This is a genomic window from Spirillospora sp. NPDC029432, assembly GCF_040703975.1.
In the GTDB taxonomy this organism is placed as follows: Bacteria; Actinomycetota; Actinomycetes; order Streptosporangiales; family Streptosporangiaceae; genus Spirillospora.
The window spans coordinates 95146-121492 of the sequence record NZ_JBEZWH010000019.1 but is presented as its reverse complement, the minus strand read 5'-3'; the positions used below and the strand labels follow the sequence as shown (position 1 = coordinate 121492).

The 26347-nt window shown below is 74.4% G+C and carries 25 protein-coding genes; 18 read left to right on the top strand and 7 right to left on the bottom strand.

What is annotated here, in order from left to right; translation table 11 throughout:
* Nucleotides 1–83 precede the first annotated feature (83 nt).
* From AB0881_RS18005 to AB0881_RS17995, 3 genes are all read left to right on the top strand, one after another.
* Nucleotides 84–1043 carry an endonuclease/exonuclease/phosphatase family protein gene (locus AB0881_RS18005; protein ID WP_366618041.1) on the top strand — a complete coding sequence of 320 codons (960 nt, stop codon included), beginning with the start codon at nt 84–86 and terminating at the stop codon, nt 1041–1043.
* Between the two features lie 28 nt (nt 1044–1071).
* The gene (locus AB0881_RS18000; protein ID WP_366618040.1) at nt 1072–2517 is read left to right on the top strand and encodes an aminotransferase class I/II-fold pyridoxal phosphate-dependent enzyme; all 1446 of its coding nucleotides are present in this window, start codon (nt 1072–1074) and stop codon (nt 2515–2517) included.
* Nucleotides 2518–2611: 94 nt separating this feature from the next.
* Nucleotides 2612–2803, top strand: a complete 192-nt coding sequence (locus tag AB0881_RS17995) for a DUF5302 domain-containing protein (RefSeq protein WP_366618039.1) — start codon at nt 2612–2614, stop codon at nt 2801–2803.
* Nucleotides 2804–2860: 57 nt separating this feature from the next.
* On the opposite strand, the gene AB0881_RS17990 is transcribed toward AB0881_RS17995, so the two are convergent.
* A complete protein-coding gene (locus AB0881_RS17990; RefSeq protein WP_366618052.1) occupies nt 2861–3499 on the bottom strand; it encodes a pyridoxamine 5'-phosphate oxidase family protein in 639 nt (212 codons plus the stop codon).
* 133 nt (nt 3500–3632) lie between these two features.
* Between AB0881_RS17990 and AB0881_RS17985 the strand changes: the two genes are divergently transcribed.
* Nucleotides 3633–5108, top strand: a complete 1476-nt coding sequence (locus AB0881_RS17985) for an aldehyde dehydrogenase (protein WP_366618038.1) — start codon at nt 3633–3635, stop codon at nt 5106–5108.
* Between the two features lie 42 nt (nt 5109–5150).
* Here AB0881_RS17985 and AB0881_RS17980 read toward each other — a convergent pair whose 3' ends face one another.
* On the bottom strand, nt 5151–5723 hold the full coding sequence (locus AB0881_RS17980; protein ID WP_366618037.1) for a MarR family transcriptional regulator: 573 nt from the start codon (nt 5721–5723) through the stop codon (nt 5151–5153).
* A gap of 173 nt (nt 5724–5896) precedes the next feature.
* On the opposite strand from AB0881_RS17980, the gene AB0881_RS17975 reads away from it, so the two are divergent.
* From AB0881_RS17975 to AB0881_RS17930, 10 genes are all read left to right on the top strand, one after another.
* A complete protein-coding gene (locus tag AB0881_RS17975; RefSeq protein WP_366618036.1) occupies nt 5897–6394 on the top strand; it encodes a cupin domain-containing protein in 498 nt (165 codons plus the stop codon).
* A gap of 3 nt (nt 6395–6397) precedes the next feature.
* Nucleotides 6398–7333: a PDR/VanB family oxidoreductase gene (locus AB0881_RS17970; RefSeq protein WP_366618035.1), complete on the top strand. Its 936-nt coding sequence runs from the start codon at nt 6398–6400 to the stop codon at nt 7331–7333.
* Between the two features lie 26 nt (nt 7334–7359).
* Nucleotides 7360–8727 (top strand): aromatic ring-hydroxylating dioxygenase subunit alpha, encoded by a 1368-nt coding sequence (locus AB0881_RS17965; RefSeq protein WP_366618034.1) that lies wholly within the window; start codon nt 7360–7362, stop codon nt 8725–8727.
* Entirely contained in the window at nt 8724–9647 is a 924-nt protein-coding gene (locus tag AB0881_RS17960; protein WP_366618033.1) for a VOC family protein, read from the top strand. The genes AB0881_RS17965 and AB0881_RS17960 overlap by 4 nt, the downstream gene beginning before the upstream one ends.
* A complete protein-coding gene (locus AB0881_RS17955) occupies nt 9635–10387 on the top strand; it encodes an SDR family oxidoreductase (RefSeq protein WP_366618032.1) in 753 nt (250 codons plus the stop codon). Before AB0881_RS17960 ends, AB0881_RS17955 begins: the two co-directional genes overlap by 13 nt.
* A gap of 21 nt (nt 10388–10408) precedes the next feature.
* Nucleotides 10409–11191, top strand: coding sequence for an SDR family oxidoreductase (locus tag AB0881_RS17950; RefSeq protein ID WP_366618031.1), 783 nt, complete (start codon nt 10409–10411; stop codon nt 11189–11191).
* Nucleotides 11184–12827, top strand: a complete 1644-nt coding sequence (locus AB0881_RS17945) for a thiamine pyrophosphate-binding protein (RefSeq protein ID WP_366618030.1) — start codon at nt 11184–11186, stop codon at nt 12825–12827. The genes AB0881_RS17950 and AB0881_RS17945 overlap by 8 nt, the downstream gene beginning before the upstream one ends.
* On the top strand, nt 12827–13492 hold the full coding sequence (locus AB0881_RS17940; protein ID WP_366618029.1) for a dienelactone hydrolase family protein: 666 nt from the start codon (nt 12827–12829) through the stop codon (nt 13490–13492). Before AB0881_RS17945 ends, AB0881_RS17940 begins: the two co-directional genes overlap by 1 nt.
* A 187-nt stretch (nt 13493–13679) precedes the next feature.
* Nucleotides 13680–15080 carry an MFS transporter gene (locus tag AB0881_RS17935; protein WP_366618028.1) on the top strand — a complete coding sequence of 467 codons (1401 nt, stop codon included), beginning with the start codon at nt 13680–13682 and terminating at the stop codon, nt 15078–15080.
* A 157-nt stretch (nt 15081–15237) separates the two neighbouring features.
* Nucleotides 15238–16809 carry a substrate-binding and VWA domain-containing protein gene (locus tag AB0881_RS17930; RefSeq protein ID WP_366618027.1) on the top strand — a complete coding sequence of 524 codons (1572 nt, stop codon included), beginning with the start codon at nt 15238–15240 and terminating at the stop codon, nt 16807–16809.
* 13 nt (nt 16810–16822) lie between these two features.
* On the opposite strand, the gene AB0881_RS17925 is transcribed toward AB0881_RS17930, so the two are convergent.
* Entirely contained in the window at nt 16823–17425 is a 603-nt protein-coding gene (locus AB0881_RS17925; RefSeq protein WP_366618026.1) for a dihydrofolate reductase family protein, read from the bottom strand.
* A gap of 36 nt (nt 17426–17461) precedes the next feature.
* Nucleotides 17462–18436, bottom strand: coding sequence for a sulfite exporter TauE/SafE family protein (locus AB0881_RS17920; RefSeq protein WP_366618025.1), 975 nt, complete (start codon nt 18434–18436; stop codon nt 17462–17464).
* A gap of 261 nt (nt 18437–18697) precedes the next feature.
* Between AB0881_RS17920 and AB0881_RS17915 the strand changes: the two genes are divergently transcribed.
* On the top strand, nt 18698–19330 hold the full coding sequence (locus AB0881_RS17915; RefSeq protein ID WP_366618024.1) for a TIGR03086 family metal-binding protein: 633 nt from the start codon (nt 18698–18700) through the stop codon (nt 19328–19330).
* Here AB0881_RS17915 and AB0881_RS17910 read toward each other — a convergent pair.
* From AB0881_RS17910 to AB0881_RS17900, 3 genes are all read right to left on the bottom strand, one after another.
* Complete coding sequence (locus AB0881_RS17910; RefSeq protein WP_366618023.1) at nt 19312–20334, bottom strand: MBL fold metallo-hydrolase; 1023 nt, start codon at nt 20332–20334, stop codon at nt 19312–19314. The two genes, AB0881_RS17915 and AB0881_RS17910, sit on opposite strands and share 19 nt — an antisense overlap.
* A 110-nt stretch (nt 20335–20444) precedes the next feature.
* A complete protein-coding gene (locus AB0881_RS17905; RefSeq protein ID WP_366618022.1) occupies nt 20445–21263 on the bottom strand; it encodes a hypothetical protein in 819 nt (272 codons plus the stop codon).
* Nucleotides 21264–21272: 9 nt separating this feature from the next.
* A complete protein-coding gene (locus AB0881_RS17900) occupies nt 21273–21827 on the bottom strand; it encodes a helix-turn-helix domain-containing protein (protein WP_366618021.1) in 555 nt (184 codons plus the stop codon).
* Nucleotides 21828–21926: 99 nt separating this feature from the next.
* Here AB0881_RS17900 and AB0881_RS17895 point away from each other — a divergent pair, with 99 nt between their 5' ends.
* The 3 genes from AB0881_RS17895 to AB0881_RS17885 all read left to right on the top strand — a co-directional run bounded on the left by AB0881_RS17895 (nt 21927) and on the right by AB0881_RS17885 (nt 26283).
* Nucleotides 21927–22865: a TIGR03620 family F420-dependent LLM class oxidoreductase gene (locus AB0881_RS17895; protein ID WP_366618020.1), complete on the top strand. Its 939-nt coding sequence runs from the start codon at nt 21927–21929 to the stop codon at nt 22863–22865.
* Between the two features lie 105 nt (nt 22866–22970).
* Entirely contained in the window at nt 22971–23732 is a 762-nt protein-coding gene (locus AB0881_RS17890) for an ABC transporter ATP-binding protein (RefSeq protein ID WP_366618019.1), read from the top strand.
* A 7-nt stretch (nt 23733–23739) separates the two neighbouring features.
* Nucleotides 23740–26283 (top strand): FtsX-like permease family protein, encoded by a 2544-nt coding sequence (locus tag AB0881_RS17885; RefSeq protein WP_366618018.1) that lies wholly within the window; start codon nt 23740–23742, stop codon nt 26281–26283.
* Nucleotides 26284–26347: the final 64 nt, after the last annotated feature.

Below are 26347 nucleotides of genomic sequence, written 5' to 3'. Positions count from 1 at the left end.
TCCCCCTTGCGGTGTGGTCGTTCCCGAGCGGCGGAGGATAAACGGGAGCGGGACGGGCCCGGGCCCGCGTGAGGAGGCAGCCGTTGGCGCGGAACCGCTCCGCTCTTCCTGGTCTCCCCGGTCTCCCCGGCCGGCGCGGCACGGCGCTGGCGGCGGCGGCCGTCCTGGCGGTCGCGGCGGTCGCGGTGTCCGGCGCGCTCGCGAGGTCGGGCGGGCCCGAGACCGTGCGGGCGTCCGGCGACCCGGCCGCCCTGCGGGTGGTGACGTACAACATCCGCGAGGACATGGACGCGCCGCCCCGGGACTGGGAGACCCGGCTGCCCGTGATGATCCGCCAGCTGCGCCGGCACGCCCCCGACCTGCTGGGCGTCCAGGAGGCGCTGTGGCGGCAGGTCCGAGACCTGGACGGCGAACTCGGCGAGGCACTGGGCGGGTACGGCGTCGTCGGCATGGGGCGCAGGGGCGGCACCCGCGACGAGGCCACGGCGATCCTCTACCGGGAGGACCGCCTCGAACTCCGCGAGTCCGGGCACTTCTGGCTGTCGTCCACCCCCACCGTGCCCGGCTCGATCACCTGGGGGAACACCTACCCGCGCATGGTGACCTGGGCGCTGTTCCGCGACCGGCGCGGCGGCGGGCTCGTCTACCACCTCAACACCCACCTCGACAACCACTCCGGGTACTCGCGGGTGCGGAGCGCGCGGATGATCCTGAACCGGGCGCGGGCCTTCCGGCCGGGGGTCCCGGTGCTGCTCACCGGCGACTTCAACACCCCGGCGGGCGGCGGCGACGCGTACCGCGTCCTCACCGCCCCGGGAGCGTTCACCGACACCTGGACCGCGGCGCGGGCGCACGGCCCGGTCTGCAACACCTACGGCGGGTGGCGGAGGCCGGTGCCCGGCGGCTGGCGGATCGACTGGATCCTGGCCCGCGGCGCCGTGACCACCACCTGGAGCGAGATTGCGCCGTACCAGGAGGAGGGCCGCTACCCCTCCGATCACTACCCGGTCGTCGCGCACGTGACGATCGGGAAGAATCGGTGATCGTCCGGCGGCGAGCAGGGGAGACGGTGTGGGCGGGCATATGACCCCGGAGGAGTTCCGGCGCTACGGCAGGCAGGTGGTCGACTGGATCGCCGACTACCAGGAGAGGATCGAGTCGTACCCGGTGCTGTCCCGGGTCGCGCCGGGCGAGGTGCTGGCGGGGCTGCCCGAGCATCCGCCAGAGACCGGCGCGGGGTTCGAGGCCGTGCTGGCCGACCTCGATCAGGTGATCATGCCCGGTGTCACGCACTGGCAGCACCCGGGGTTCTTCGCCTACTTCCCGGCCAACGCGTCCGGGCCGGCGATCCTGGGCGACCTGCTGTCGGCGGGCTTGGGCGTGCAGGGGATGCTCTGGGCGACGAGCCCGGCGTGCACCGAGCTGGAGACCCGGGTCGCCGACTGGCTCGCCGAGCTGCTCGGCCTCCCCGCCAAATTCCGCGGCAACGGTGTCATCCAGGACTCGGCGTCCGGCGCGTGCCTGGTGGCGCTGCTGGCCGCGCTGCACCGGGCCGGCGGCGGCGCGCCGCCCGCCCAGGCCGGGTTCGGGGGACGGCGGCATACGGTCTACATCAGCTCCCAGACCCACTCGGCCGTGGAGAAGGCCGCCCGGATCACCGGGATCGGCGCCGGCAACGTCCGGCTCGTGGACGTCGACCCGGACACCCTGGCCATGGACCCCGCGCACCTGGACGCGCTGATCGCCGAGGACGTCGCGGCCGGCGCCGTGCCGGTGCTGGCGTGCGCGACGATCGGGACCACCTCCACGACCGCCGTCGACCCGGTCCGGGCGATCGGCGAGGTGTGCGCCCGCCACGGCGTCTGGCTGCACGTGGACGCCGCGTACGCGGGGGTGGCGGCGGTCTGCCCCGAGCTGCGGTGGATCAACGACGGGCTGGGCGAGCACGCCGACTCCTACTCCACCAACCCGCACAAGTGGCTGCTGACCAATTTCGACTGCAACCTGCTCTACCTGGCCGACCCGGAGCCGATGATCGGGGCGCTGTCGATCCTGCCGGAGTTCCTGCGGAACACGGCGACCGCGTCCGGCGAGGTCATCGACTACCGCGACTGGCAGATCCCGCTGGGGCGGCGGTTCCGGGCGCTCAAGCTGTGGTCGGTCATCCGCTGGTACGGGGCGGAGGGCCTGCGCGAGCACGTCCGCACAGGCGTGCGGCTGGCCCGGGAGCTGGCGTCGTGGATCGGGGAGGACCCCGCCTTCGAGGTCCGCGAGCACCATCCGTTCGGCCTGGTGTGCTTCCGGCCGCGCTGGGAGGGACTGCCGCCGGACGAGGCGGACGCGGCGACGCTGCGGCTGATGGAGCGCCTCAACGCCTCCGGCGCGCTCTACCTCACCCACACCAGGGCGGGCGGCCGCGTCCTGCTGCGGATGGCGATCGGCGCCCCGGCCACCCGGGACTCGCACGTCCGGGACGCCTGGCGGCGGATCCGGGACGAAGCGGCCGCCGGCCCGTGATCGAATAAGGGGGCGATCCCACGAAGATCATGATGTTCGGGCCGGGCCCGGCGTGCGACGCTAGAGAATGTCCCAAGGAGAGCGGGAGGTTGACATGGCCGACTCGGCTGGAGAACCGGAAGGCACCGAGGACGACGTGAAGCGCAGGTTCAGGGAGGCCCTGGACCGCAAGCGCGATGCCGCCCGGGACAAGAACGCGGGGGGCGGCGGCAAGAACTCCTCGAAGGTCCGCGGGACGCACGAGCGCGCCGACCACCAGCGCCAGTTCCGCCGCAAGAGCGGCTGACGGAGGACTCCGCGGAACGGCCCCCGCGTCCCCGGGAAGCGGGGGCCGTTCTCGCCGTCAGGCCTTGTAGAGCTTCTCCTTGTACACCTCGCCGTAGTAGCGCTCCAGCTCCTCGACGCTCTCCTCGGCCTTCTGGACCTCCTTGACCAGGCGGGCGTGCGACGGCAGCGCGTCCGGGTCCCAGGTCTCGGGCTTCCAGAGCGAGGAGCGCATCAGCGCCTTGGCGCAGTGGAAGAAGATCTGCTCGATCTCCACCACCAGGGCCAGGATCGGCCGGTGCCCCTTGACCACCATGTCGTCGAAGAACGGCGCCTCCCGGACGAGCCGGGCGCGCCCGTTGATCCGCAGCGTCTCGCCGCGGCCGGGGATCAGGTAGATCAGTCCCACGTGGGGGTTGGCGAGGACGTTGCGGTAGCCGTCGGCCCGCCGGTTCCCGGGCCGCTCCGGGACGGCGATGGTGGTGTCGTCCAGGACCTTCGTGAAGCCGGGCGGGTCGCCCTTGGGGGAGGCGTCGCAGTTCCCCTCGGCGTCGCTGGTGGCGATCAGGCAGAACGGGGAGAGCGACAGCCACTCGCGGTCGCGCTCGTGCAGCCGGACCCGCTCCTTCGCCAGCGCCCGGGGCATGGGGGCGCCGAGCAGCTCCCGCAGCTCGGCCTCCGAGGTGATTTCCGTGATCTTGGCGGTCTCGTACGACAGGGTCACCGGGAACCTCCCGCGCTCGGGGGCGCCAGGCTATCGGAGCCGGGGCTGGACAGCGGGCCGCGGGGCCCGATAAATCTTAGGGCCAAGGTTTTTTGTGCTGCTACATACGTATGGAGGTGAGGCGGCGGTGCTTGAGGGGTTCGCCGACGAGATCCTGGTGGGCGGCCGCTGGCGGCCCGGCTCCGGCGCGGTCGTGGAGACCCGGAGCCCCGCCACCGGCGAGGTGCTGGCCCGGCTGCGCGGCGCCGGCCCGGCCGACGTGGACGAGGCCGTGCGGGCCGGCGCCGCCGCCGCGGCCGACCCGGCCTGGCGGGACCTGCCGCCGCACGAGCGGGCCCGGTACCTGGTCCGGATCGCCGACCTGATCGCCGAGCGTGCGGACGCGCTGGCCGCGCTGCAGACCGCCGACACCGGCAAGTCGATCAACGAGACCCGTGCGCTGGTGGCCAGCGCGCAGGGCACGTTCCGCTACTTCGCCGGCGCGCTGGAGACGCTGGAGGACGCCCTCACCCCGCCGCGCGGGCGGTACCTGACGATGAGCGTGCACGAGCCGATCGGCGTGGTCGGCGCGATCACCCCGTGGAACTCGCCGATCGCCAGCGACGCGCAGAAGATCGCGCCCGCGCTGGCGGCCGGGAACGCGGTCGTGCTCAAGCCCGCCGAGTGGACGCCGCTGGTCTCGCTGGCGCTGGGCCGGCTGATCTGCGACGCCGGCCTGCCGCCCGGCCTGCTGTCGGTGCTCGCCGGGCCGGGCCGGATCGTCGGGGACGCGATCGTGCGCCATCCGGGCGTGGGCAAGGTGTCGTTCACCGGCGGCACCTCCACCGGCCGGACCATCGGCGCCGCCGCGGCCGAGAAGATCATGCCGGTGTCGCTGGAGCTGGGCGGGAAGTCGCCGACGATCGTGTTCCCGGACGCCGACCGGGAGCAGGCGCTCGCCGGGCTGCTGTTCGGGATCTTCTCCTCGTCCGGGCAGAGCTGCATCGCCGGCTCGCGCGTCTTCGTCCACGCGTCGATCTACGACGAGGTGCTGGACGAGCTGGTCGCCCGTACCGCGAAGCTGCGCGTGGGGCCCGGCACCGACCCGGCGACGCAGGTCGCGCCGATGGTCGCGCACGCCCACCGCGACAAGGTGGCCGCGATGGTCGATCGGGCCGTGGCCGACGGCGCGCGGCTGCGCTGCGGCGGGCGGATCCCCGAGGGCGGGGAGTACGCGGACGGCGCCTACTACCTGCCCACGATCCTGGACGGCGTGCCCAACGACGCCGCGATCTGCCAGGAGGAGATCTTCGGGCCGGTGCTGGTGGCGCTGCCGTTCGAGGACGAGGACGACCTGGTCGCCCAGGCCAACGACACGGTGTACGGGCTGGCGTGCGGGATCTGGACCGGCGACTACCGGCGGGCGTGGCGGATCGCGCGCCGGATCGACGCGGGCACCGTCTGGATCAACACCTACAAGCAGTTCAGTATCTCGACCCCGTTCGGCGGCTTCAAGGAGAGCGGCCTGGGCCGGGAGAAGGGCCGCGAGGGCATCCGGGCGTACATGCGCCAGAAGAGCCTCTACTGGGGCCTGGACGAGAACCCGCTGCCCTGGGCGAACTGAGCGGCAGGGGCCCGGCCCAGAGGCCCGGAGGCCCGGGCCGGCTCAGGCCGGGGTGGCCTCGCCGGGCTTGGCGGTGTCGTCCCGCGCGGCCGCCTCGGCCGTCTCGGCCATCTCCAGGGAGCGTTCGAGGCGGCTGAGGAGGCGGGCGAGCTGGCGCTGCTCGGTCTCCGACAGCCCGGCCAGCATCCGGCGCTCGTTGGCGAAGTGGTCGGACACCACCGCGTTGGTGAGCTCCAGGCCGCGCTCGGTCAGCCGGGCGTACACCACGCGGCGGTCGTCCGGGTCGCGCTCGCGCACGACCAGCCCGGCCTTCTCCAGCCGGTCCAGCCGCAGCGTCACGCCGCCCGTGCTGACCAGGGAGATGCCGGCCAGCTCGCCGGCGGTCTTGCGGTACGGGGGGCCGCTGCGCAGCAGGGTCGCCAGCACGTCGAAGGCGGCCATGTTGATGCCGTGCCGGTCGAAGACCTCGCCGAGCAGCATCGAGTAGCGCAGGAAGCCGCGGTGCATGCGGCCGAAGACGGCGAGCCCGGAGACGTCGACGTCGGGCCGTTCCCGCTGCCACTGCTCGATGATCAGATCGACGGTGTCGGCCCGGTCCGCGGCCTTGCGCGCCATCTCGCCCCCGTTTCCGACGTGCTCCCACATGTCTGAGTGCCAAGACAGATCCTAGTGCCGCCCGGCCGCGGTGGGGCGGGGTATTGCGCCGGTAAGTAACTGAGTGCTAAAACATCCCCATACATCTTGGCGCTTAACTATTTTCCGCAGATCAGCAAAGGAGCGACACCGCCATGACCGATCTGGAGCAGCTGATCGACGGCTGCATCGCCAGCAGGGACAGCCGCCTGGAGGACTGGGACACCCTGGGGTTCCAGGCCAAGGCCGGTGAGGAGTTCAAGCGGGCGCAGATCCGCTACATCGGCTCGGGCGCGACCGGCGACCATGAGAGCGACAACCGGATCCTGCCGTCGGAGCACTTCACGTTCTCCAACATGCGGCTGCCGGCGGGGGCGATCGGGCCGGAGCACACCCACCATGACGTGGAGGAGGTGTTCTTCGTGCTGGAGGGCGAGCTGGAGGTCACCGTCCATGATGTGGAGGACGGCACCAGGACGGCTTCGCGGGTGCTGGGGTACCGGGACCTGATCCGGGTGCCGGCGGGGGTGCCGCGCAGCCTGCGCAACATCGGCGACACCGACGCGCTGTTCTGCGTGGTGATCGGTGCGCAGAAGCCGCAGCTGCCGACCTACCCGCCGACCTCCCCGATGCACGGCATCACCCGGGACTGACCGATGGCGAGGCTGCGGCTCATCCGCTCCACCTGGCTGGCCGAGGGCGTCGTCCAGCTGGAGTTCGCCGACCCGGCCGGCGCCGAGCTGCCGGCCTGGAAGCCCGGCGCCCACCTCACGCTCCACCTGCCGAACGGGCAGGCCCGCGAGTACTCGCTGTGCGGCGACCCCGCCGACCGGTACCGGTACGCCGTCGCCGTCCAGCGCGACGCCGCGTCCCGGGGCGGCAGCGCGTGCGTGCACGACCGGCTGCGGGTCGGCGAGACCATCGAGGTGGACGGCCCCAAGAACAACTTCGCGCTGGAGGACGCCCCCGCGCACGTCCTCATCGCCGGCGGCATCGGCGTCACGCCCGTCAAGGCGATGGCCGAGGCGCTGGCGGAGCGCGGCGGCGACTGGCGGCTGTTCTACTGCGGCCGGTCCAGGGCGGGCATGGCGTTCACCGGCACCCTGGAACGGCTCGCCGGCGGCACCGTCACGCTGCACGCCGACGACGAGTGCGGCGGCCCACCCGACCTGGACAAGGTCCTCGCCGACCTGCCCGACGGCGCGCTGGTCTACTGCTGCGGCCCCGAGCCGCTGCTGGCCGCCGTCGAGGCCGCGATCGACGACCCGGCCCGGCTGCGGGTGGAGCGGTTCCGCGCCCCGCAGGCCCCGGCGGCCGGCACGGCCGCCGACGCCCCGTTCGACGTGGTCTGCGGCGGCCGCCGGTTCACCGTCCGGCCCGGCGCGTCCATCCTCGACACCCTCCGCGAGGGCGGCCTCCAGGTGCCCTCGTCCTGCGAGGAGGGCGTCTGCGGCACCTGCGAGACCCGCGTGCTGGCGGGCGAGCCCGACCACCGCGACCACCTGCTCACCGACGACGAGCGCGCCGCGGGGGAGTCGATGATGCTCTGCGTCTCCCGCTCCCGCGGCCCCGAACTCGTCCTCGACCTCTGACCCCGTCTGAAAGGGAGCTCCGCGCCATGGCCCTGAGACTGCGGCCCGTACAGTCCCGCGACCACGAGCCCACCAGCTATGAGAACGCGCTCGCCGACGAGCTGGAGGCGATCTTCGGCACGGGCGTGCACGACCTGCCCGGCCTGGTGGCCGCGCTGAACGAGACCGGCCTGCGGCCCGCCGACGGCGCCGATTGGACGGCGGAGTCGTTCGCCGCCGAGATGGCCCGGCTCGGCGAGAAGGAGCACGTCCCGTTCCCCGCAGAGCCCACCGGGCCCGCCGGGGAGCGCACCGCCCGGAAGGGCGGCGGGCGGCACCCCTCGGGCAACGCGGCGCTCGACACCGCCGACGGCCTCGTCCGGCTCGGGCTGCGCGACCGCTGGTACGCGCTGTGCCGCTCCGAGGAGGTCCGCCGCGGCCAGCTGACCCGCCTGGAGCGGGCCGGCGAGGAGCTGCTGCTGTGGCGCGACGCCGCCGGGACCGTCCACGTCCAGGAGGACCGCTGCCCGCACCGCGGCGCCCGCCTGTCGCGCGGCGTGCACATGGGCGACCGGATCGCCTGCGAGTACCACGGCGTCCAGGTCGACGCCGACGGCGTGGTCGTGTCCGTGCCCGGCAGCCCCGGCTGCGCGCTGGAGGGCAGGCGGAGCCTGCGCACGTTCCCGGCCGTCGAGCACGCCGACGCGGTCTTCGCCTGGTTCGGCGACCCCGAGGGCGGCGAGCCCGCCCCGTTCGTGCTGCCCGAGGGCATCGGCGGCGAGTGGGACCAGTTCCTGGCGTACGTGGAGTGGGACGCCCCCTGGGTGTACTCGCTCGACAACCTGATGGACCCGATGCACGGCGCGTTCCTGCACCGCAAGTCGCACACGATGGCGGGCGGCAAGCGCGAGGCGGTCTTCCAGATCCGCGACACCGACACCGGCTTCGTGTTCGAGAAGACCGACCAGGCCGGGGTCAACTTCGACTGGTCGGAATGGATCGACACCGCGATGCAGTGGGTGCGGCTGGAGATCCCGTATCCGGCCACCGCCGGCCCGGGCGGCCCGTTCCGGATCGTGTGCACGGCCACGCCGATCAACGAGAACCAGCACGCCGCGTTCTTCTGGCGCTGCCGCAAGGTCCAGGGCTGGGAGCGCGACGTGTGGCGCTTCCTCTACAAGACGCGGCTGGAGGAGCGGCACTGGGCCGTCCTGGAGCAGGACCGCCGGATGGAGGAGGCCATGCCCCTCGACGCCTGGGACCGGGAGAACCTCTACCAGCACGACCTCGCGCTCGTCCGGCTGCGCCGCCTGCTCCGCAACGAGGCGCGCAAGCAGATCCGCGCCCGCGAGGAGCGCGCCCCCGCGCCCGCCTCCGAACCCGCGGCCCCGGCCGGGACGGCGGTGCGGGCATGACGCCGCGGGAGCCGGTCGCGCGGCTGCGCTCGCTGCGCTCGGTCGCGCTGCGCACGCCCGACGCCAAGAAGGCCGCCGAGTTCTACCAGGACGTGTGGGGCCTGGACACCGTCGAGGAAGACGGGGACGTGGCGTGGCTGCGCGGCACCGGGCAGGAGCACCACATCCTGGAGGTCCGCGAGGCCGACCGGAACGCGCTCGGCAAGATCGCGTTCTCGGTCGGCACGCCCCGCGAGGTGGACGAGGCGGCGCGGCGGCTGGAGGCGGCCGGCGTCCCGCTGGTCGCCGAGCCCGGCCGGCTGGACCAGGCCGGCGGCGGGTACGGGCTGCGGTTCGCCGACCCCGAGAACCGGCTCGTCGAGCTGTCCACCGAGGTCGAGGCCGTCGTCCCGAAGGACCCCGACGGCCGCGAGGCGGTGCCCCGCAAGCTCGCCCACGTCGTGCTCAACACCGTCGACATCGACGCGGCCTGCGCGTTCTACACCGAGGTGCTGGGCATGCGGGTCTCCGACTGGTCCGAGCACCAGATGGCGTTCCTGCGCTGCAACGCCGACCACCACGTCATCGCGTTCAACCAGGCCGAGTGGACCTCGGTGAACCACATGGCGTACGAGATGCCGTCGATCGACCACTTCATGCGCGGCATCGGCCGGCTGAAGCACCAGGGCGTCACGCCGCTGTGGGGCCCGGGACGGCACGGGCCGGGCAACAACACCTTCTCCTACTTCGCCGACCCGGCCGGGCTCGTCTGCGAGTACACCTCCGAGGTCGAGCAGGTCGAGGAGGACGCCTGGCTGTGCCGGGTGTGGCGGCGCGTGCCGGAGCTGTCGGACCTGTGGGGGACGGCCGGCCCGCCGTCCAAGGACGTCCGCTCGCACATGGCCGGCGTCCCCGACCCGGGCGGCTGGTGGGAGAAGTGAGCCTGGAGGGCAGGCTCGTCGTCGTCACCGGCGCCGGGCGCGGCCTCGGGCTGGAGATCGCCCGCGCCGCCGGCGCGGCCGGCGCCCGGATCGTCGTCGCCGAACGCGACGGCGACCGGGCCGCGGCGGCCGAGGCGGACCTGGCCGGCGCCGGGATCGAGGCGCACCGCGTCGACACCGACGTCGCCGACGAGGCGTCGGTGGCGCGGCTCGCCGCGGCGGTCGCCCCGCTCGGGCCGGTGCACGGGCTGGTCAACAACGCCGCGCTGGCCGACGGCGTGGGCGGGAGGCCGTTCTTCGAGATCGACCCGGCCCAGTGGGACGCGGTGCTCACCGTCAACGTGCGCGGCACCTGGCTGGTGTCGCGGGCGCTGTGGCCGCTGCTCGCCCGCCCCGGCCGGATCGTCAACCTGGCCTCGGACGCGGCGTTCTACGGGTCGCCGCGGCTGGCGCACTACGTGACGTCCAAGAGCGCCATCGTCGGGATGACCCGGGCGATGGCGCGCGACGCCGGCCCCCACGACGTCACCGTCAACGCCGTCGCCCCCGGCCTCACGCTCGGGGAGGCCGCCGGCCGCATCCCGGCGGAGCGGCACGAGCTGTACCGGCTCAACCGCGCCCTCACCCGTCCCCAGGAGCCCGGCGACCTCACCGGCGCGGTGCTGTTCCTGCTGTCGGACGCCGCCGGGTACATCACCGGCCAGACGCTCGTCGTCGACGGCGGCTTCGTTTTCAACTAGGGCCTGTCAACAAGGAGTCTCATGGACCTCGGATTGGCCGGGCGCACGTACGCCGTGACCGGCGCGAGCTCGGGCGTCGGGCTGGCCACGGCGGCGCTGCTGCTCGCCGACGGCGCCCACGTGGCCGCCTGCGCCCGCGACGCCGGCCGGCTGGCCGCCGCCCTGGAACCGCTGCCGCGCGCGGCGGGGGCCCGCGTGTACGCGCGGTCCTGCGACGTGCTCGACGGGGACGCGGTGCGCGCCTTCGTCGACGGCGCGGCGGAGGAGCTGGGCGGCCTCGACGGGGTGGTCAACAACGCGGGCCGGTCGCTGCTGGCGCCGGTCGCGGAGACCACCGCGGACCAGTGGCGCGAGGAGTTCGAGCTGAAGATCTTCAGCGTGCTGAACACCGTCCGCGCCGCGGAGCCGTACCTGCGCCGCTCGGACGCGCCCGCGATCGTCAACGTGAACGCGATCCTGGCGCGCCAGCCCGAGAGCCGCCTGGGCGCCACCTCGGCCGCCCGCGCGGCGCTGCTCAACCTCACCCGGACGCTCGCGGCCGACCTGGTCCCGGTCCGGGTCAACTCGGTCTGCCTCGGCCTGATCGACACCGGCCAGTGGCGCCGCCGCTACGAGGCGTCCGGCACGGGCGAATCGTACGAGGAGTGGAGCGCCGCGCTGGCCGCCGACCGGGGCGTCGCGCTCGGCCGCCTCGGCCGGGCCGAGGAGGTCGCCCATCCCATCGTCGCGCTGCTGTCGCCGCGCGCGTCCTACATCACCGGTTCGTCCATCGACGTCGGCGGAGGAGTCGCCAGGTATGTCTGAACGGTTCAATGGCGGCGACCTGCTGGTCCGCGTCCTGCGCGCGCACGGCGTCGACACCGTCTTCGGCGTGGTCAGCGTCCATAACCTGCCGCTCGTGGAGGCGGTGGAGCGCGACCTGAGGTTCGTGGCCGTCCGGCACGAGGCGGCCGCGGTGAACGCCGCCGACGCCCACGCCCGCGTCTCCGGCGGCCTCGGCTGCGCGCTGACCAGCACCGGGACGGGCGCCGGCAACGCCGCCGGGTCGCTGATCGAGGCGCTGTCGGCCGGCAGCCGGGTGCTGCACGTGACGGGCAACATCGACAGCGCGTTCCTCGGGCAGGGGCGCGGCGTCATCCACGAGACGAAGGACCAGCTCGGGATGCTGGCGGCGGTCTCCAAGCACGCCGCCGCCGTCCCGTCCGCGGCGGAGGCGGCGGAGGTCCTGTTCGAGGCCGCCGCGGCGGCCCTGGCGCTGCCGCAGGGGCCGGCCAGCGTGGAGTGGCCGATCGACCTCCAGTACGCGGCCCAGCGCCTGGACGGCCTGCCCGCCGTCCGGGAGCCCGCCGCCCCGGCGACCAGCGGGGATCCGGCGGCGGCAGCGCGGGAGCTGGCGGCGGCGCGGCGCCCGGTGATCTGGGCCGGCGGCGGAGCCCGCACGGCCGGGGAGCAGGTCAGGGAGCTGGCCGAACGCCTCGGCGCGCCCGTCCTCACCTCCAACGCCGGGCGCGGCACCGTGCCCGAGGACCACGAGCTGGTGATCGGCAACTTCGCCGCCCAGCCCGCCGGGCAGGCCCTGCTGGCCGGCGCGGACCTGCTGATCAGCGTGGGCACCCACTTCCGGTCGAACGAGACCCGGCACTACAAGCTCGCCCTCCCGGAACGGCACGTGCAGATCGACGTGGACCCGGCCGCGCTGGGCCGCGCCTACCCGATCACGCACGGGCTGTGCGGGGAGGCGTCCCGCGTCCTGGACGGCCTCCTCGCCGCGCTGCCCGCCGGGGCCGCGGCGGCCGAGCCGGGGTGGCGGGCGCGGGCGGTGGAGGCCCGCCGGGAGGCCCGCGCGAGGCTGCGCGCCGACATCGGGCCGTACGCGGGCATCTGCGACGCCCTCCGCGAGCACCTGGACCCGGCGTCGCCGATCGCGCGCGACGTGACCATCCCCTCCAGCCAGTGGGGCAACCGGCTGCTGCCGATCCTGGACCCGGCCACCAACGTGTTCCCCCTGGGCGGCGGGATCGGGCAGGGGCTGGCGATGGGCATCGGCGCCGCGGCCGCCCGCCCGGACGTGCCGGCGCTGGTGATCGCCGGGGACGGCGGGCTGGCCGTCCACCTGGGCGAGCTGGCCACGCTGGCGCAGGAGCGGCCCTGGCTGGTGCTCCTGGTCTTCAACGACGGGGGCTACGGCGTGCTGCGCAACATGCAGGACGCCCACATGGGGCGGCGCTCCGGCGTCGATCTCTTCACGCCCGACTTCGGGGCGCTCGCCCGCTCGATGGCGATGCCGTACGCCCTGGTCCAGGACGCGGGGGCCTTCGACGAGGCGTTCGCCAAGGCCGTCGCCGCGCGCGAGCCGTACGTGCTGGAGGTGGACGTGACCTCGGTCGGGCCCACGCCGGTGCCCTTCGTCCCGCCGGTGCCCATCCCCGAGGAGGGCTGATGGGGCACCTGTCGCACGGCCCCGCCAACCGGGGCCGCCGGGTGCTGCAGACGGCCGCGCCGCTGTTCGTCCGGGAGCCCTGGAACGGGGTGGACGTGCGCGGCGGGGTCGTGGTCCTGCACGACGTCCTCGGCGTCACCGACCTCGCCGAGGACGCCTGCCGGCGGCTGGCCCGGGACGGCCGGCTCGCGGTCTCCCCGTACCTGTACTACGAGCACGGCGGCCCGGCCTTCGACACCGCCGAGCTGGCGGTGGCGCGCCGGGAGATGGAGCGCCTCAGGGGCGAGGACCTGGCCGCCGACATCGACGGGGCGGTCTCCTACCTCAAGGGCAGGGGCGTCTCCTGGGTGGCGGTCGTCGGCTTCAGCATGGGCGGCTACCTGGCCACGTGGGCGGCGGCCCACCTGGACGTGGCCGCCGCCGTGGCGGTGAGCCCGTCCGGTGCGGGCGCGGCGCCCTGGGACGGCCTCCCGCCCCTGGAGAAGCTGCTGCCCGAGGTCCGCGCCCCTTGGCTCGGGGTGGTCGGGGAGCGGGACCCTCAGGCGCTCGCGGTGGCGCCCGAGGGGGCCGTGGTAACCATTCCGGGTGCCCCTCACGGGTTCTACCGGGAGGGGCTCGATCCGGCGCTGTGGGGGCGTATCGCGGCCTTCCTGGGCGGCGCCTGAGACCGGAAACGGTCGGCGAGACCAATTGGTTAGTACCAAGCTATTGACCCCTAAGATTCTTGCCGCTTAGTCTCTCCAAAACGCGGGCACTGGCGGCCTCGATGGCCGCCGACCTGGGACTTCAGTCGTTCGCCGTTCTCCATCGGATCCCGGGTCACCCGCCGTCATGAGGCAGGATGGAGCACGTATGACCGTCGTCTCGAGCACGCCCACGGTGGCGTCCATCGCCGCCCGGCTGGAGCGGCTCCCCACCTCGCGCTGGCATCTGAAGGTGCGGACCCTCATCGGCGCGGTCACCTTCTTCGAGGCCTTCGACCAGCTGCTGGTGGCCTCGGCGATGCCGCTGCTGATCAAGGAGTGGGGGCTGAGCACCGGCCAGGTCACGCTGGCCATCACCGCCGGCTCGGTCGGCATGCTGCTGGGCGCCCTGGTCTCGGGCTGGCTGGCCGACCGCGTCGGCCGGGTCCGGATGGTCGCGCTCGGCGTCCTGATCACCGGCCTGTCCAGCCTGGCCATCGCGTTCGCGCCGAGCTTCCTGTGGCTGGTCGTCCTGCGCTTCGTCCAGGGACTGGGCATCGGCGGCGAGGTCCCGGTCGCCGCCACCTACGTCAGCGAGATCGCCAAGGCCAGGCACCGGGGCCGGTTCGTCCTGCTCTACGAGCTGGTCTTCCCGGCGGGCCTGTTCACCGCCACGGTCGTCGCGGCCTGGGTGGTGCCCAACTGGGGCTGGCGGGCCCTGTTCATCATCGGGGGCATCCCGGCGCTGGCCATCGCGTTCATGCAGCGCGGCGTGCCCGAGTCGCCCCGCTGGCTGGCCTCCAAGGGGCGGCTGGGCGAGGCCGACCGCGTCCTGACCGGCATCGAGACCGCCGTCTCCCGTACCCGGGGGACGCTCCCCGAGCCCGCGGCCACGCCCGCCGCCGGCGGCACCGCCGCGGGGGCCGCGGAAGGGGCCGCGGCGCCCCGGACGACCGTCCGCGACCTGGTGACCGGCGTCTACCTGCGCCGCACCACTGTCGTCTCGGCCCTCTGGTTCTTCGGCTACTTCGTCAACTACGGCATCACCGCCTGGCTGCCGACCCTCTACACCAAGGTCTTCCACGTCCCCCTGGACACGGCGCTGCACTACAACCTGTGGACCAACGCCGCCGGGTTCCTGGGCTGCCTCACCGTGGCGCTCCTGGTCGACAAGGTCGGCCGCCGGATCGCCCTGGCGTTCGGGCTGGCGGGCGCGGCGGCCTCGCTGATGACGCTGGCCGCCCTGGGCGCCGTCTCCGGCGGCCAGGTCGCGGTGTGGGCGTCGGTGGCGGCCTTCTTCGTCTTCGCCACCAACGTCGCGCTCTACCTCTACACGCCCGAGCTGTACCCGACCCGCAGCCGCGCCCTCGGCTGCTCCATGGGCGGCGTGTTCAACCGGCTCGGCGTGATCATCGGCCCGATCGTGGTCGGCCACCTGGTCGGGGCGGGCGCCAGCGCCGCCACCGTCTTCGCCGTCCTCGGCGCGGTCGCGCTGGCCGGGGCCCTCGCGGCGCTGTTCGCCGTGGAGACCCGCGGCCGCACGCTGGAACAGCTCTCCCCGGAGAACTGACCGAGAGTGGACGATCGCCGCCGGATCCGGCGGCGATCGTCCGTTTCCAACCGCGAAGTCAAGGCAATGGCATAAAGAAACCGCCGGAATTCTTGACAGCCTCTCGGACCTCCGACTTAATGCGAAGCGGCACATCGCTCCGCACAGCGAGGATCCGATGCGCGAACGTCCCCTGGTCACCCTCGCCGCCGCCATCACCGGCCTGGCCGTGCTTTCCGCCGTGGGAGCGTACGCGTCCTCCCGGATCGCCGGATGCGCGGCCTATGGCGCGCTGACGCTCGACGTCGCGGCGTCCCCCGACATCGCCCCCGCCGTGGCCGCCGCCGGGGCGCGGTTCGGCGGCGAGCGCGAGCGCGTGAACGGCGACTGCGTCCGCGTCCGGGTGCGCGCCGCCGACCCCGCCGCGATGGCCAGGACGCTCAGGGGCGAGAGCCGGACCCCGCCCCGCCCCGACGTCTGGATCCCCGACTCCACCCTCTGGACCTCCCTCGTCCGCGACTCCGCCCAGGGCGGCCGCCCGATGGAGGTCCGGCCCACCGCCGTCGCGTACACGCCGGTCGTCCTCGGCATGGCCAAGCCCGGCGCCGACTCCTGGGACGTGCTGCTCAGGCCGCTCGCCGAATCCGAACGGCGGCGGCTGCCCGACCCCTCCCGCAGCGCCGCCGGCATGGCCGTCCTGGCGATCGCCGAACGCCTGCTGGCCGGCGCCCCGGATCGGGTGCCCGCGTTCACCAGCCTGGTCCGCGCCATCCGCGAGAGCGGCATCCCGACAGTGAACGCCGCGTTCGCCGACGGCGGCGGGCCCGTCGTCGCGACCGAGCAGGCCGTCCTCGACCACAACCGCCGGGTGCGGACGCGGCAGGCCGCCGCGGTCCATCCCCGGGAAGGGACGATCTGGCTCGACTACCCGTTCACGGTCACCACCGGCGACGCGTCCCGGCGGCGCGCCGCCCGCCATTTCGAAACGGCGCTCCGCGGCCCCGCCGCCAAGGCGGAGTTCCGCTCCCGCGGATTCCGCGATGACCGGAAAGAACCGCCCCGGGCGCTGCCCGTACCGACCGATGTGCGGCGCCTCATGCAGTCTTATGCGCGCCTTTCCCTGCCCACCCGATTGCTGGTGCTGTTCGACATCTCGGCGTCCATGGGAGAAAAGGTCGCGCCGGGCGTGAACCGCCTCCAGGCGACCGCGCACGTCGCGCAGAGCGGTCTCCAGCTGCTCGCCAACGACAGCGAACTCGGCGTCTGGGCGTTCTCCACCGAACTCGCCGGCGATCAGGACTGGGTGGAGCAGGTGCCGATGGGGCCGCTCGGCGAGCGGATCGGCTCGGTCACCCACCGCCAGCGCATCCTCTCCGAGCTCGGCCGGCTGCGCGTCAAGGAGGACGGCGGCACCGGCCTGTACGAGTCGCTGCTGGCCGCGTTCCGGATGATGAAGCGCACCCACCGGCCGGAGATGGTCAACACCGTCCTGGTCTTCACCGACGGCCGCGACCGGGACGAGAACGGCCCGTCCTTCGCCGCCGCCCTGGCCGGCCTGCGCGCGGAGTACGATCCCGCGCGCCCCGTCCAGGTGATCATCCAGGGGTACGGCGACGAGGTCGCGGTCGGCGAGCTGGAGCGGCTCGCCGCGGCGACCCGCGGCATCGTCCAGAACGCCCGCACGCCGCAGGAGGCCCAGCGCCTCCTGCTGGAGGCGATGTCCCGCCGCGTCTGCACCCCGGACTGCTAGCGGCGGCGGGGCCTCAGGGGTCGAGGAACGTGCCCTGCGGGACGTCGCCCTCCCGCCGGTAGACGTTGATCGTGACGCTCCCGGTGGTCGTGGCCCCGGCCAGGCTCAGCTCGCCGGGCGCGGCGCCGTTCTCGAACAGCCGCTTGCCGGTGCCGAGGACGACCGGGAACACGATCAGGTTGTACTCGTCCACGAGCGGATGCAGCGACTGGACGAGCCCCGCGCTGCCGTGGACCTGGAGCTCCCCGTCGCCCGCCTCCTTCAGCTCCCGCACGGCATCGGCGGCGTCCCCTTCGAGGAGCACGGCCCCCTCCCAGCCGACCGAGCCGAGCGTCCGCGACGCCACGTACTTCGGCAGCGTGTTGAGCCCGTCCGCGACCGGGTCGCCGCGGTGGTGCGGCCAGTACGCCGCGAAGATCTCGTACGTCCGCCGCCCGAGCACGAATCCGGTGGCGCGCTCGAACGTCCCGCTCACGAACCGGCCCACCTCGTCGTCGAAGTGCGGCACCGTCCAGCCCCCGAACCGGAAGTCCCCGTCGGTGTCCTCCTCCGGCGCGCCGGGCCCCTGCATGACCCCGTCGACCGAGACGAACGCGGTCACCGTCAGCTTCCTCATGATCTCTCCCCTGTCCGAAGTCGTGCGCGCGCCCGCTCAGCGGAACGTGATCGTTCCCGGATAGTGGCCGGACGCGCAGGTGAAGCGGAGCCGTCCCGGAACGGGCACGCCGAGGTCGAGGCGGGTGTCGCCGGTCTCGGGGAGCGTGCGTTCCAGGCCCCGGGCGGGGATCGTGAACGCCCGCGTGCAGCCGCGGTTCCCGTGGGTGCGGACCACCAGGACCGTGCGCACCCCGGACCGGGCGGCGACCAGCGCCGGCCGGTAGCCCCGGTCGGCGGCGCCGATCGTGATCACCTGGGTGCCGCCGGGGCCGGCCGTGACGTTTCCGGCGGTGGCCGCGCCCGCGGGCTCGGGCAGCCAGCCGCCCAGGCGCAGCCCGGACAGGACCGTCCAGCCGGCGACGGCGACCAGGGCCACGCCGACGGCCGCGGTGAGGCGGCCCCGCAGGACCGCCATGCCGCGCCCGACGCCCAGCCCGACCAGGGCCGCGACCGGCACCGTGCCGAGGACGAAGCCCGCCATCACGGCGGCCCCGGCCACCGGCGAACGGGACGTGACCGCCAGCAGCTCCGCGGACAGCGTGACGCCGCACGGCACCAGGACCGTGGCGGCGCCCAGCAGCGCGGGTCCGCGGACGCGCGGGGGAGCGGCGGGGCAGTGCTCGGCGCCGGCTCCGCCGGACCGGCGGACCAGGCGCCGGGCGGGCGCGAAGCCGAGCAGGTCCAGCGCGAAGACGATCAGCACGGCCGCCGCGGCCAGCAGCAGCGCCGCCCGCACCCGGGGGCCGGGCTGCACGGCGGCTCCGGCGAGCCCGAGCAGGGCGCCGAGCGCGGTGTGCGCGGCCAGCTTCGCGGCCAGGAAGGCCGCGACCGGGACGGCGGGCCGCGCGGTCCCGCGCACCGCCCCGGCCAGCAGCCCCAGCTGGACCGCCGCGCAGGAGGCGCCCCCGGCCAGCAGCCCGGTCCCGGCGCCCGTGAGGAAGAGCACGGCGGCGTCGCCCACCAGAGTCACCCGCTCCCAGTAGTCCGCTCGTCCGAGTCGTCGCACTCGCGCTGCACGTACTGCTCCTTTCCTGGACGGCTCCCGGGCAGTCGGGATCCTTACCTCCAGGTGCCCTACATGTCACAGCCGGTGCCCCCTCCGGCCCGTCACCAGGTACGGACCGCCCGCCTCGCCGGAACTCATCGCCGGAACCGAAAATCCTTTCGAGCGGCGCCGCCCGATGAGTTCCCCGCCTTGATCAGGTCATTAACCGCGAGAAGGGAGCCCCCCATGACGATGAGCGAGGCGGACGCGGCGGCGCTGCGGAGGTACGGATCGCGCCTGCTGGAGCGGGCGGCGGCGTTCGCGCTGGAGACCCTGGACGCGCCGCCGCCGGTCGCCCCGCGCGACCTGGCCCGGCCGACGCCCTGCGCGGGCTGGGACCTGGGGACGCTGCTGCGGCACATGGACGACTCCCTGGCCGCGCTGCACGAGGCGGTGAGCGGGGGCTCGGTGGCGCTCTACCCGCCCGCGGGAAGCCCGGACGGCGGCGACCCGGTGGCGGGGGTGCGCGCGAGCGCCGTACGGCTGCTGGAGGCGTGGCGGGACCCCGGCGGGACCGGAGAGGACCGGACGGTCACGGTGGCGGGCTGCCCCATGAGCGCCGGGATCGTCGCGGCCACCGGCGCGGTCGAGCTGGCGGTGCACGCCTGGGACGTCGCGCGGGCGCGCGGCCGCGACGCCGACGTCCCCGGCCCGCTCGCGGAGCGGCTGCTGCGGGTCACGCCGCTGCTGGTGCCCGGGCACGCCCGTGCCGGACTGTTCGGCCCGCCGCTCGCGGCGCCGCCGGGCTCCTCACCCGGCGGCCGGCTGGTCGCCTACCTCGGCCGGGACCCCGCGTACGGTCAGGCCCGCACCGCGTAGGTGCGGACTCCGCCGGACTCGGCGGAGTCCAGCACGCCCTGGTCGACCAGCACGTCGAGGTGGGCGTCGATCTCCAGGACGGCCAGCATCCGGCTGAAGGAGTCCAGGTCGTCCAGCTTCCGGCGGCGGCGGGTCCACGGCATCGCCCGCGCGACCTCGTACGCCGTGGTGTGGCCCGCCCTGACCTGGGCCGCGGCGGTGTCCAGCCGGGCCTCGTGGTGGGCGAGCAGCTCGTCGATCCGGGTGTGCGCGCTGGCGGTGACCGGGCCGTGCGCGGGCAGCAGCAGCGTGTCGGGCATGTCCCGGACGAGCCGCAGCGAGTCCAGGTAGCTGCGCAGCGGCTTGGGCTCGGGCGAGGTCTCCAGCCCGATCGAGGGGGAGATGTGCGGCAGCACGTGGTCGCCGGAGAACAGCAGGCCGGCGGCCGCGTCGCGGAGCACGATGTGGCCGCGCGTGTGGCCCGGCGTGGCGAACACGTCCAGCCCGCGGCGCGCGAGCTCGACCCGCTCGCCGTCGTCCAGCCAGCGGTCCGGGGTGTTGTCGGGCCAGTCGGGACGCTCCCCGCGGTCCCAGCCCTGCACCTCGTCGGCCAGCTCGGCGGCGCCGCAGCGGCGCAGCAGCGCGGCCTGCCCGGCGTGGGTGTGCCCGCCTGCCGCCAGCGCGGCCTCGATGGAGTGGCGCTCGCCGCGGCCGATCCTGACCCTGGTCCCGAACGCCGAGCGCAGCGCGATGGCCTGCGAGTAGTGGTCGCTGTGCGCGTGCGTCACCAGGAACTGGCCGACGTCCTCCAGCCGGTGGCCGAGCGTGCGCAGGGCGGCGCCGAGCGCGGCGCGGCTGTCGGGCATGGCCCAGCCGGGGTCCACCAGCACCGGCCCCTCGGGGTCCTCGATCACGTACACGTTGACCGAGTGCAGCGACGGGATCGGCAGTTCGAGGGGGATCCGGTGCACCCCGGGCGCCACCGGGTGGGCCCCCGGCTCGGTCCAGTCCGCCGGTTGCTCCAAGGCCGGTACCGCCACCGCGCGCCCCCCTCATTTTTTTAGAATCAAGTTCGGGGCGAACGGTACTTCATGGATGTTTCCACTTTGTACCGGGGGTCCCGGATGGCGGCGCCTCAGTCCGCTCCGACCCTGCGGCGCGCCTGCTCAGCCGCCTCGGCGGCCTTGTCGCGCCGGTGCTCGGCCTTCTCCAGATGCTCCTCGGCGGCCTCCTGGCGGCGGACCGCTCGGTCCAGCTCCCGGCGCAGCCGCCCGGCCTCGGTGTCGGCCGCGTCCCGCTCGTCCCGCGCCTCGGCGACCTCCCGCTCGCGCTCCGCCAGCTCCCGTTCCGCCTCCTCGGCCCGCTCGCGCGCCCGTTCGGCCGCGGCGCGGGACCTGCGCGGCCTCTCTTCCCGCTCCTGCGCGCCCTGCTGCTTCCCGGGCTCCCTCGCCTTTTTCGGCGGCGGCGCGGCCGCCGCGAAACCGGCCGCCGGTACGAACCCGGTGTGGCTGCGCGGCCTGGTGAGGCGCCCCTGCTCGACCTCCCCGGCGACATCCGCGTCCACGGTCGCCGCCTGGAGCGTGTCCTCCACCTCCCGTACGGCGGCGTCGCGCAACGGGTGGCCGCCCTCGTCGGCCAGTTCGAGCGCCCGGCGCACCAGCGACGCCACCAGCTCACCGCGCCGCTGCTCCAGCCCGGCGATGTCCCCGCCCGACGACCACGCCTCGCGCATGCGCGCCCCCACGTCCAGCAGCCGCTCCAGCTCATCGGCGGCGGACCGGGACAGCAGGTTCACCGCCCACGCGGGCAGCGTCGGGCGGCGCAGCGCCCCGATCTCCTTGGCGAGCGCGGCGTCGCCGCCCTGCCTCGCCTCCTGGACGAGCCGCCTGCGCGTGTCCATGAAGTCGTCCGGGGCGGCCCCGTACAGCTCCTGGGCGGCACTGGTGAGGTCCACGCCCGGTTACTACCCGCGCAGCGCGTCCAGCACGAGCCCTAGCAGCCGTTCCGCCCGTCCGGCTCCGGCGCCCTCCGCCCCGCCGGTCGCCAGCGCGACCCCGACGACGAGGTCGATCGCGTCCTGCGCGGTGACGTCGGCGCGGACCGTTCCCGCGCGCCGGGCGCCGTCGAGGAGCTCGGCCGCGGCGTCCCGGATGACCTGGTGGCAGTCGATCCCGAGCGCGGCGGTCTCCTGCGCGATCAGGTGCCCGGCGAGGCCGTGGTCGGTGCCGGCGTGCGCCAGGAACGCGCGCAGCCAGGCGGCCAGCGCCTCGTCCGGCGGCAGGGTGCGGCGCAGCTCGGCGGCCCGGTCCCGCAGCCGCTCGATGCGGCCGGCCAGCACCGCCGCCTGGAGCGCAGCCCGGGTGGGGAAGTGCCGGTAGAGGGTCCCGGGGCCGATCCCGGCGCGCCGCGCGATCTCGTTCAGGGACGCCTCGGGACCCTCGGTGCCGAAGACCTCCCGGGCGGCCTCGACGATCCGCTCCCGGTTGCGCGCCGCGTCCGCGCGCATCGCCGCCGCCATGGGCAACGTCCTTTCCGGCTGGCCAAACGGAGAAGTTCTCCGTATTGTACCGGACGGCAACCGGAGAACCTCTCCGGTTGCTTCTCGTGAGGAGCGACGATGACCGATATGGGGCACCGCGACCTGGGCCGCGTGGGGCTGTGGACGTTCGCGTTCGACGGCCAGCCGGCCGGGCGGGTCCGCGAGGCGGCGGCGGAGATCGAGGAGCTGGGGTACGGGGCCGTCTGGTTCGGCGAGGCGTTCGGCCGCGACACGGCCGGGCAGGCGTGGCTGCTGCTGTCGGCGACGCGCCGCCTGGTCGCGGCGTCCGGCATCGCGAACATCGCGCTGCGGGACCCGATCGCGATGGCCACCGCCGAGCGCACGCTGGCCGAGGCGTTCCCCGGCCGGTACGTGCTGGGCCTGGGCGGCCACCGCGTCGACGACACCCCCGGCGTGCTGGACGGCTACACGATGCCGTCGCTGGGCCGCGCCGTGCGGACCATGACCGGCTACCTGGACCGGATGGACGCGCTGCCTGTCCACTCGGTGCCGCCCGCGGTCCCGCCGCGCCGCGTCCTCGCGGCCCTCGGCCCGAAGATGCTGGAGCTGGCCGGGCGCCGCGCGTGGGGAGCCCACCCGTACTTCGTGCCGGTCCGCCACACCGCGCGGGCCAGGGAGATCATGGGGCCGGGGCGGATCGAGGCGGGGGTGCGGACGGAGGCGTTCCTGGCGGTCGAGCAGGCGGTGGTGCTGGACACCGACCCGGGCCGGGCGCGCGAGGTGGCGCGGGCCCACGTCGCCGGCTACCTCCAGGCGCCGCACCAGGTGGCCAACCTGCGGCGGCTCGGCTACGGCGACGCCGACCTCGCGGGCGGGCCGGGCGACCGGCTGGTGGACGAGATCGTCGCGTACGGGGACGCCGAGGTGATCCGCCGGCGCGTGCGGGAGCACCTGGACGCGGGCGCCGACCACGTCTGCCTCCAGGTGCTCACCGCCGACCCGGCCGCCCTCCCGCTGCCCGAGTGGCGCGAGTTGGCCGCCGCTCTCCTGCATTAGGCGGATCAGGAGGATCAGGAGGATCAGGCCCCGGGATTGAGGCCTTGCCCGATCGCGCGTACCGGCGGACAGTCTCAGGTGGGCGGCGGAAGGGCGAAGGAGCTCATGGACCAAGAGGAGACGGCGGCCGCCGGGACGGGCCCGGCGGACGCCGCGCGGGCCGTGGACGTCAGCAAGGTGTACGGGGCGGGGGACACCGAGGTCCGGGCCCTGGACGGGGTGACGGTGGCGTTCCCGCCGGGCCGGTTCACGGCGGTGATGGGGCCGAGCGGTTCCGGGAAGTCGACGCTGCTGCACTGCCTGGCGGGGCTCGACCGGGTCAGCGGGGGAGAGGTCTGGATCGGCGACACCGAGCTGAGCGGGCTCTCCGACCGCAGGCTGACGCTGCTGCGCCGGGAACGGGTCGGTTTCGTGTTCCAGGCGTTCAACCTGATCCCCACGCTGACGGCGGAGGAGAACGTCGCGCTGCCGCTGGCCATCGCGGGCGAGCGGCCGGAGAAGGGCTGGCTGGACCGGGTCGTGGCGCAGCTCGGCCTCGGGAAGCGGCTCGGGCACCGGCCCACCGAGCTGTCGGGCGGCGAGCAGCAGCGGGTCGCGGTCGCCCGCGCGCTGCTGTCGCGGCCCACGATCGTGTTCGCCGACGAGCCCACCGGCAACCTCGACTCCCGGACCAGCGCCGAGCTGCTGACGTTCATGCGGCGCTCGGTGGACGAGTTCGGCCAGACGATCGTGATGGTCACCCACGATCCGAGCGCCGCCGCGTACGCCGACCGGGTGCTGTTCCTCGCCGACGGCCGGATCGTGGAGGAGATGGACGCGCCCACGGCGGAGAAGGTCCTGGACTTCCTCAAGGGCATCGGGGGGTGAGCGGGGCATGTGGCGGTTCACCTGGCGCGGCCTGCTCGCGCACAAGCTGCGGCTCGCGCTGACCGGGCTCGCGGTCGTCCTCGGCGTCGGGTTCGTGTCGGGCACGTACGTGCTCACCGACACCATCGACAAGACCTTCACCCAGCTGTTCAGCGACGTCACCAAGGGCATCGACGTCGCGGTGCGCGGCAAGGAGTCGTTCACCACCCAGGCCATGGAGCAGCGGCAGCCCGTCCCCGAGGCGGTGCGCGACCAGATCGCGCGGGTCGAGGGCGTCAAGGCGGCCGAGGGCAACGTGTTCGGGTACGCGCAGTTCGTCGGCAAGGACGGCAGGCCCGTCACCACCGGCGGCGCGCCCACGCTCGGCACCTCCGTCTACACCACGCCCGAACTCCAGGGGTCGGTGTCGCTGCGCTCCGGGCGGCTGCCCGCCGGGCCCGGCGAGGTCGCGGTGGACGCCGGCACGGCCGAGAAGGAGGGCTTCAAGGCCGGCGACCGGATCCGGATCCTCTTCCAGGGGCCGCCGCGCGAGTTCACCGTCACCGGCGTCGTCGGCTTCGGCGAGGCCGACAACATGGCCGGGGCGACGCTGGCGGCGTTCGAGATGGGCACCGCGCGGCAGGTCCTCAACCGGCCGGGCGTCTTCGACGAGGTGGACGTCGTCGCGGCCCCCGGGGTGAGCCCGGAGGTGCTGCGCGACCGCGTCAGGGCCCGGGTCGGTCCCGGCTACCAGGTGCAGACGGGCGCCGAGTACGCCGAGGAGAACGCCCGCGCGATCGGGCAGTTCGTCGACTTCATCAACATCGCGCTGCTGGCGTTCGCGTTCGTGGCGCTGTTCGTCGGCTCGTTCATCATCGTCAACACGTTCTCGATCATCCTGGCCCAGCGGGCCCGAGAGCTGGCGCTGCTGCGCTGCCTCGGCGCCTCCCGGCGGCAGCTGCTGCGCTCGGTCCTGGCCGAGTCCGCGCTGGTCGGCCTGGTCGCGTCGGTCGTCGGCGTGGGGACGGGCATCCTCATCGCGGTCGGCCTGCGCGAGCTGTTCTCCGCGTTCGGCGGCGACCTGCCGACCACCTCCCTCCAGGTCCGGCCGCGCACGGTCGCCATGGGGCTCGCCGTCGGACTGCTGGTCACCGTGCTGGCCTCGCTGCTGCCCGCGCTGCGCGCCACCCGCGTCCCGCCGGTCGCCGCCGTGCAGGAGGCGACGATGGCCGCGCCCGCCCGGATCGGCCCGGTACGGATCGTGCTCGGCGGCCTGCTGACGGCCGCCGGGGTCGCGCTGCTGCTCGCCGGCCTGTTCACCGGCGGCGGCGAGCTGTCCCTCACCGCCGCCGGCGCGGTCGCGATCTTCCTGGGCGTGTCCGTCCTCAGCCCGCTGGTCGCCCGCCCCCTGTCGCGGCTGCTGGGCTGGCCGTTCGCCCGCTGGGCGGGGCAGCCGGGGAAGCTGGCGCGGCAGAACGCGATGCGCATCCCGCGCCGCACGGCCGCCACCGCCGCCGCGCTCATGATCGGCCTCGCGCTGGTCAGCCTGGTCACGATCGTGGCCGCCTCGATGAAGGCGTCGGTGACCCGCGTCCTGGACGAGACGATCGCCGCCGACTACGTCATCACCGGCCCGTCCGGCGGCATGGCCGGGTTCAGCTCCGACCTGGTCCGGCGGCTGGCGTCGCAGCCCGGGATCGAGTCCGCCGCCGGGGTGCGGCCCGGCGCGTTCAAGCTGGACGACGGCAGCACCCAGGGGCTGGCGGGCGTGGACCCGCCCGCCTACTTCCGCACGGTCCGTACCGAGACCATCGCCGGAGACCTCGCCGGCATCGCCTCGGGAGGGCTGGCCGTCCAGGAGGAGACCGCCGAGCGGCACGGCTGGAGCGTCGGCGACACCGTCACGATGCGCTTCCCGGTCGGCGGCACCGAACGCCTCCAGATCAAGGCCGTGTACGCCGAGAACCAGCTCAACGGCTCCTACCTGATCGGGCTGTCCACCTACCAGCGGCACTACGCCGACCAGCTCGACGCGATCGCCCTGGTCAAGGCCAGGCCCGGAACGCCCCTGGACGCCTCCCGCGCGGCCGTCGACCGCGCGGCCGCCGCGTTCCCCGGCGTCGAGGTCCGCGACCAGGCCGAGTTCAAGCGGAGCCAGGCCGCCCAGATCGACCAGATCCTCATCCTGTTCTACGTGCTGCTCGCGCTCGCGGTCGTCATCGCGTTCATCGGGATCATCAACACCCTCGCCCTGTCGGTCCTGGAACGCGTCCGCGAGCTGGGCCTGCTGCGCGCGGTCGGGATGACCCGGGGCCAGCTCCGCGCCATGATCCGCTGGGAGGCGGTGATCATCTCGGTGCTGGGCGCCGTCCTCGGCCTGGCCATCGGCGTCTTCTTCGGCTGGACGCTGGTGTACGCCCTGGAGGAGGAGGGCATCACCGAGTTCGCCTTCCCCGCCGGGACCCTGCTCGGCCTCGTCATCGCGGCCGGCGTGGTCGGCTTCGTCTCGGCGGTCCTCCCCGGCCGCCGCGCCGCCCGCATCGACGTCCTGCGGGCGGTCACCACCGAATGAGCTTAATAGGAACGGAATCTGCCTAAAGGGCTCCTAGTGTTCGTGGTGCGGGCCGGAAGCGAGG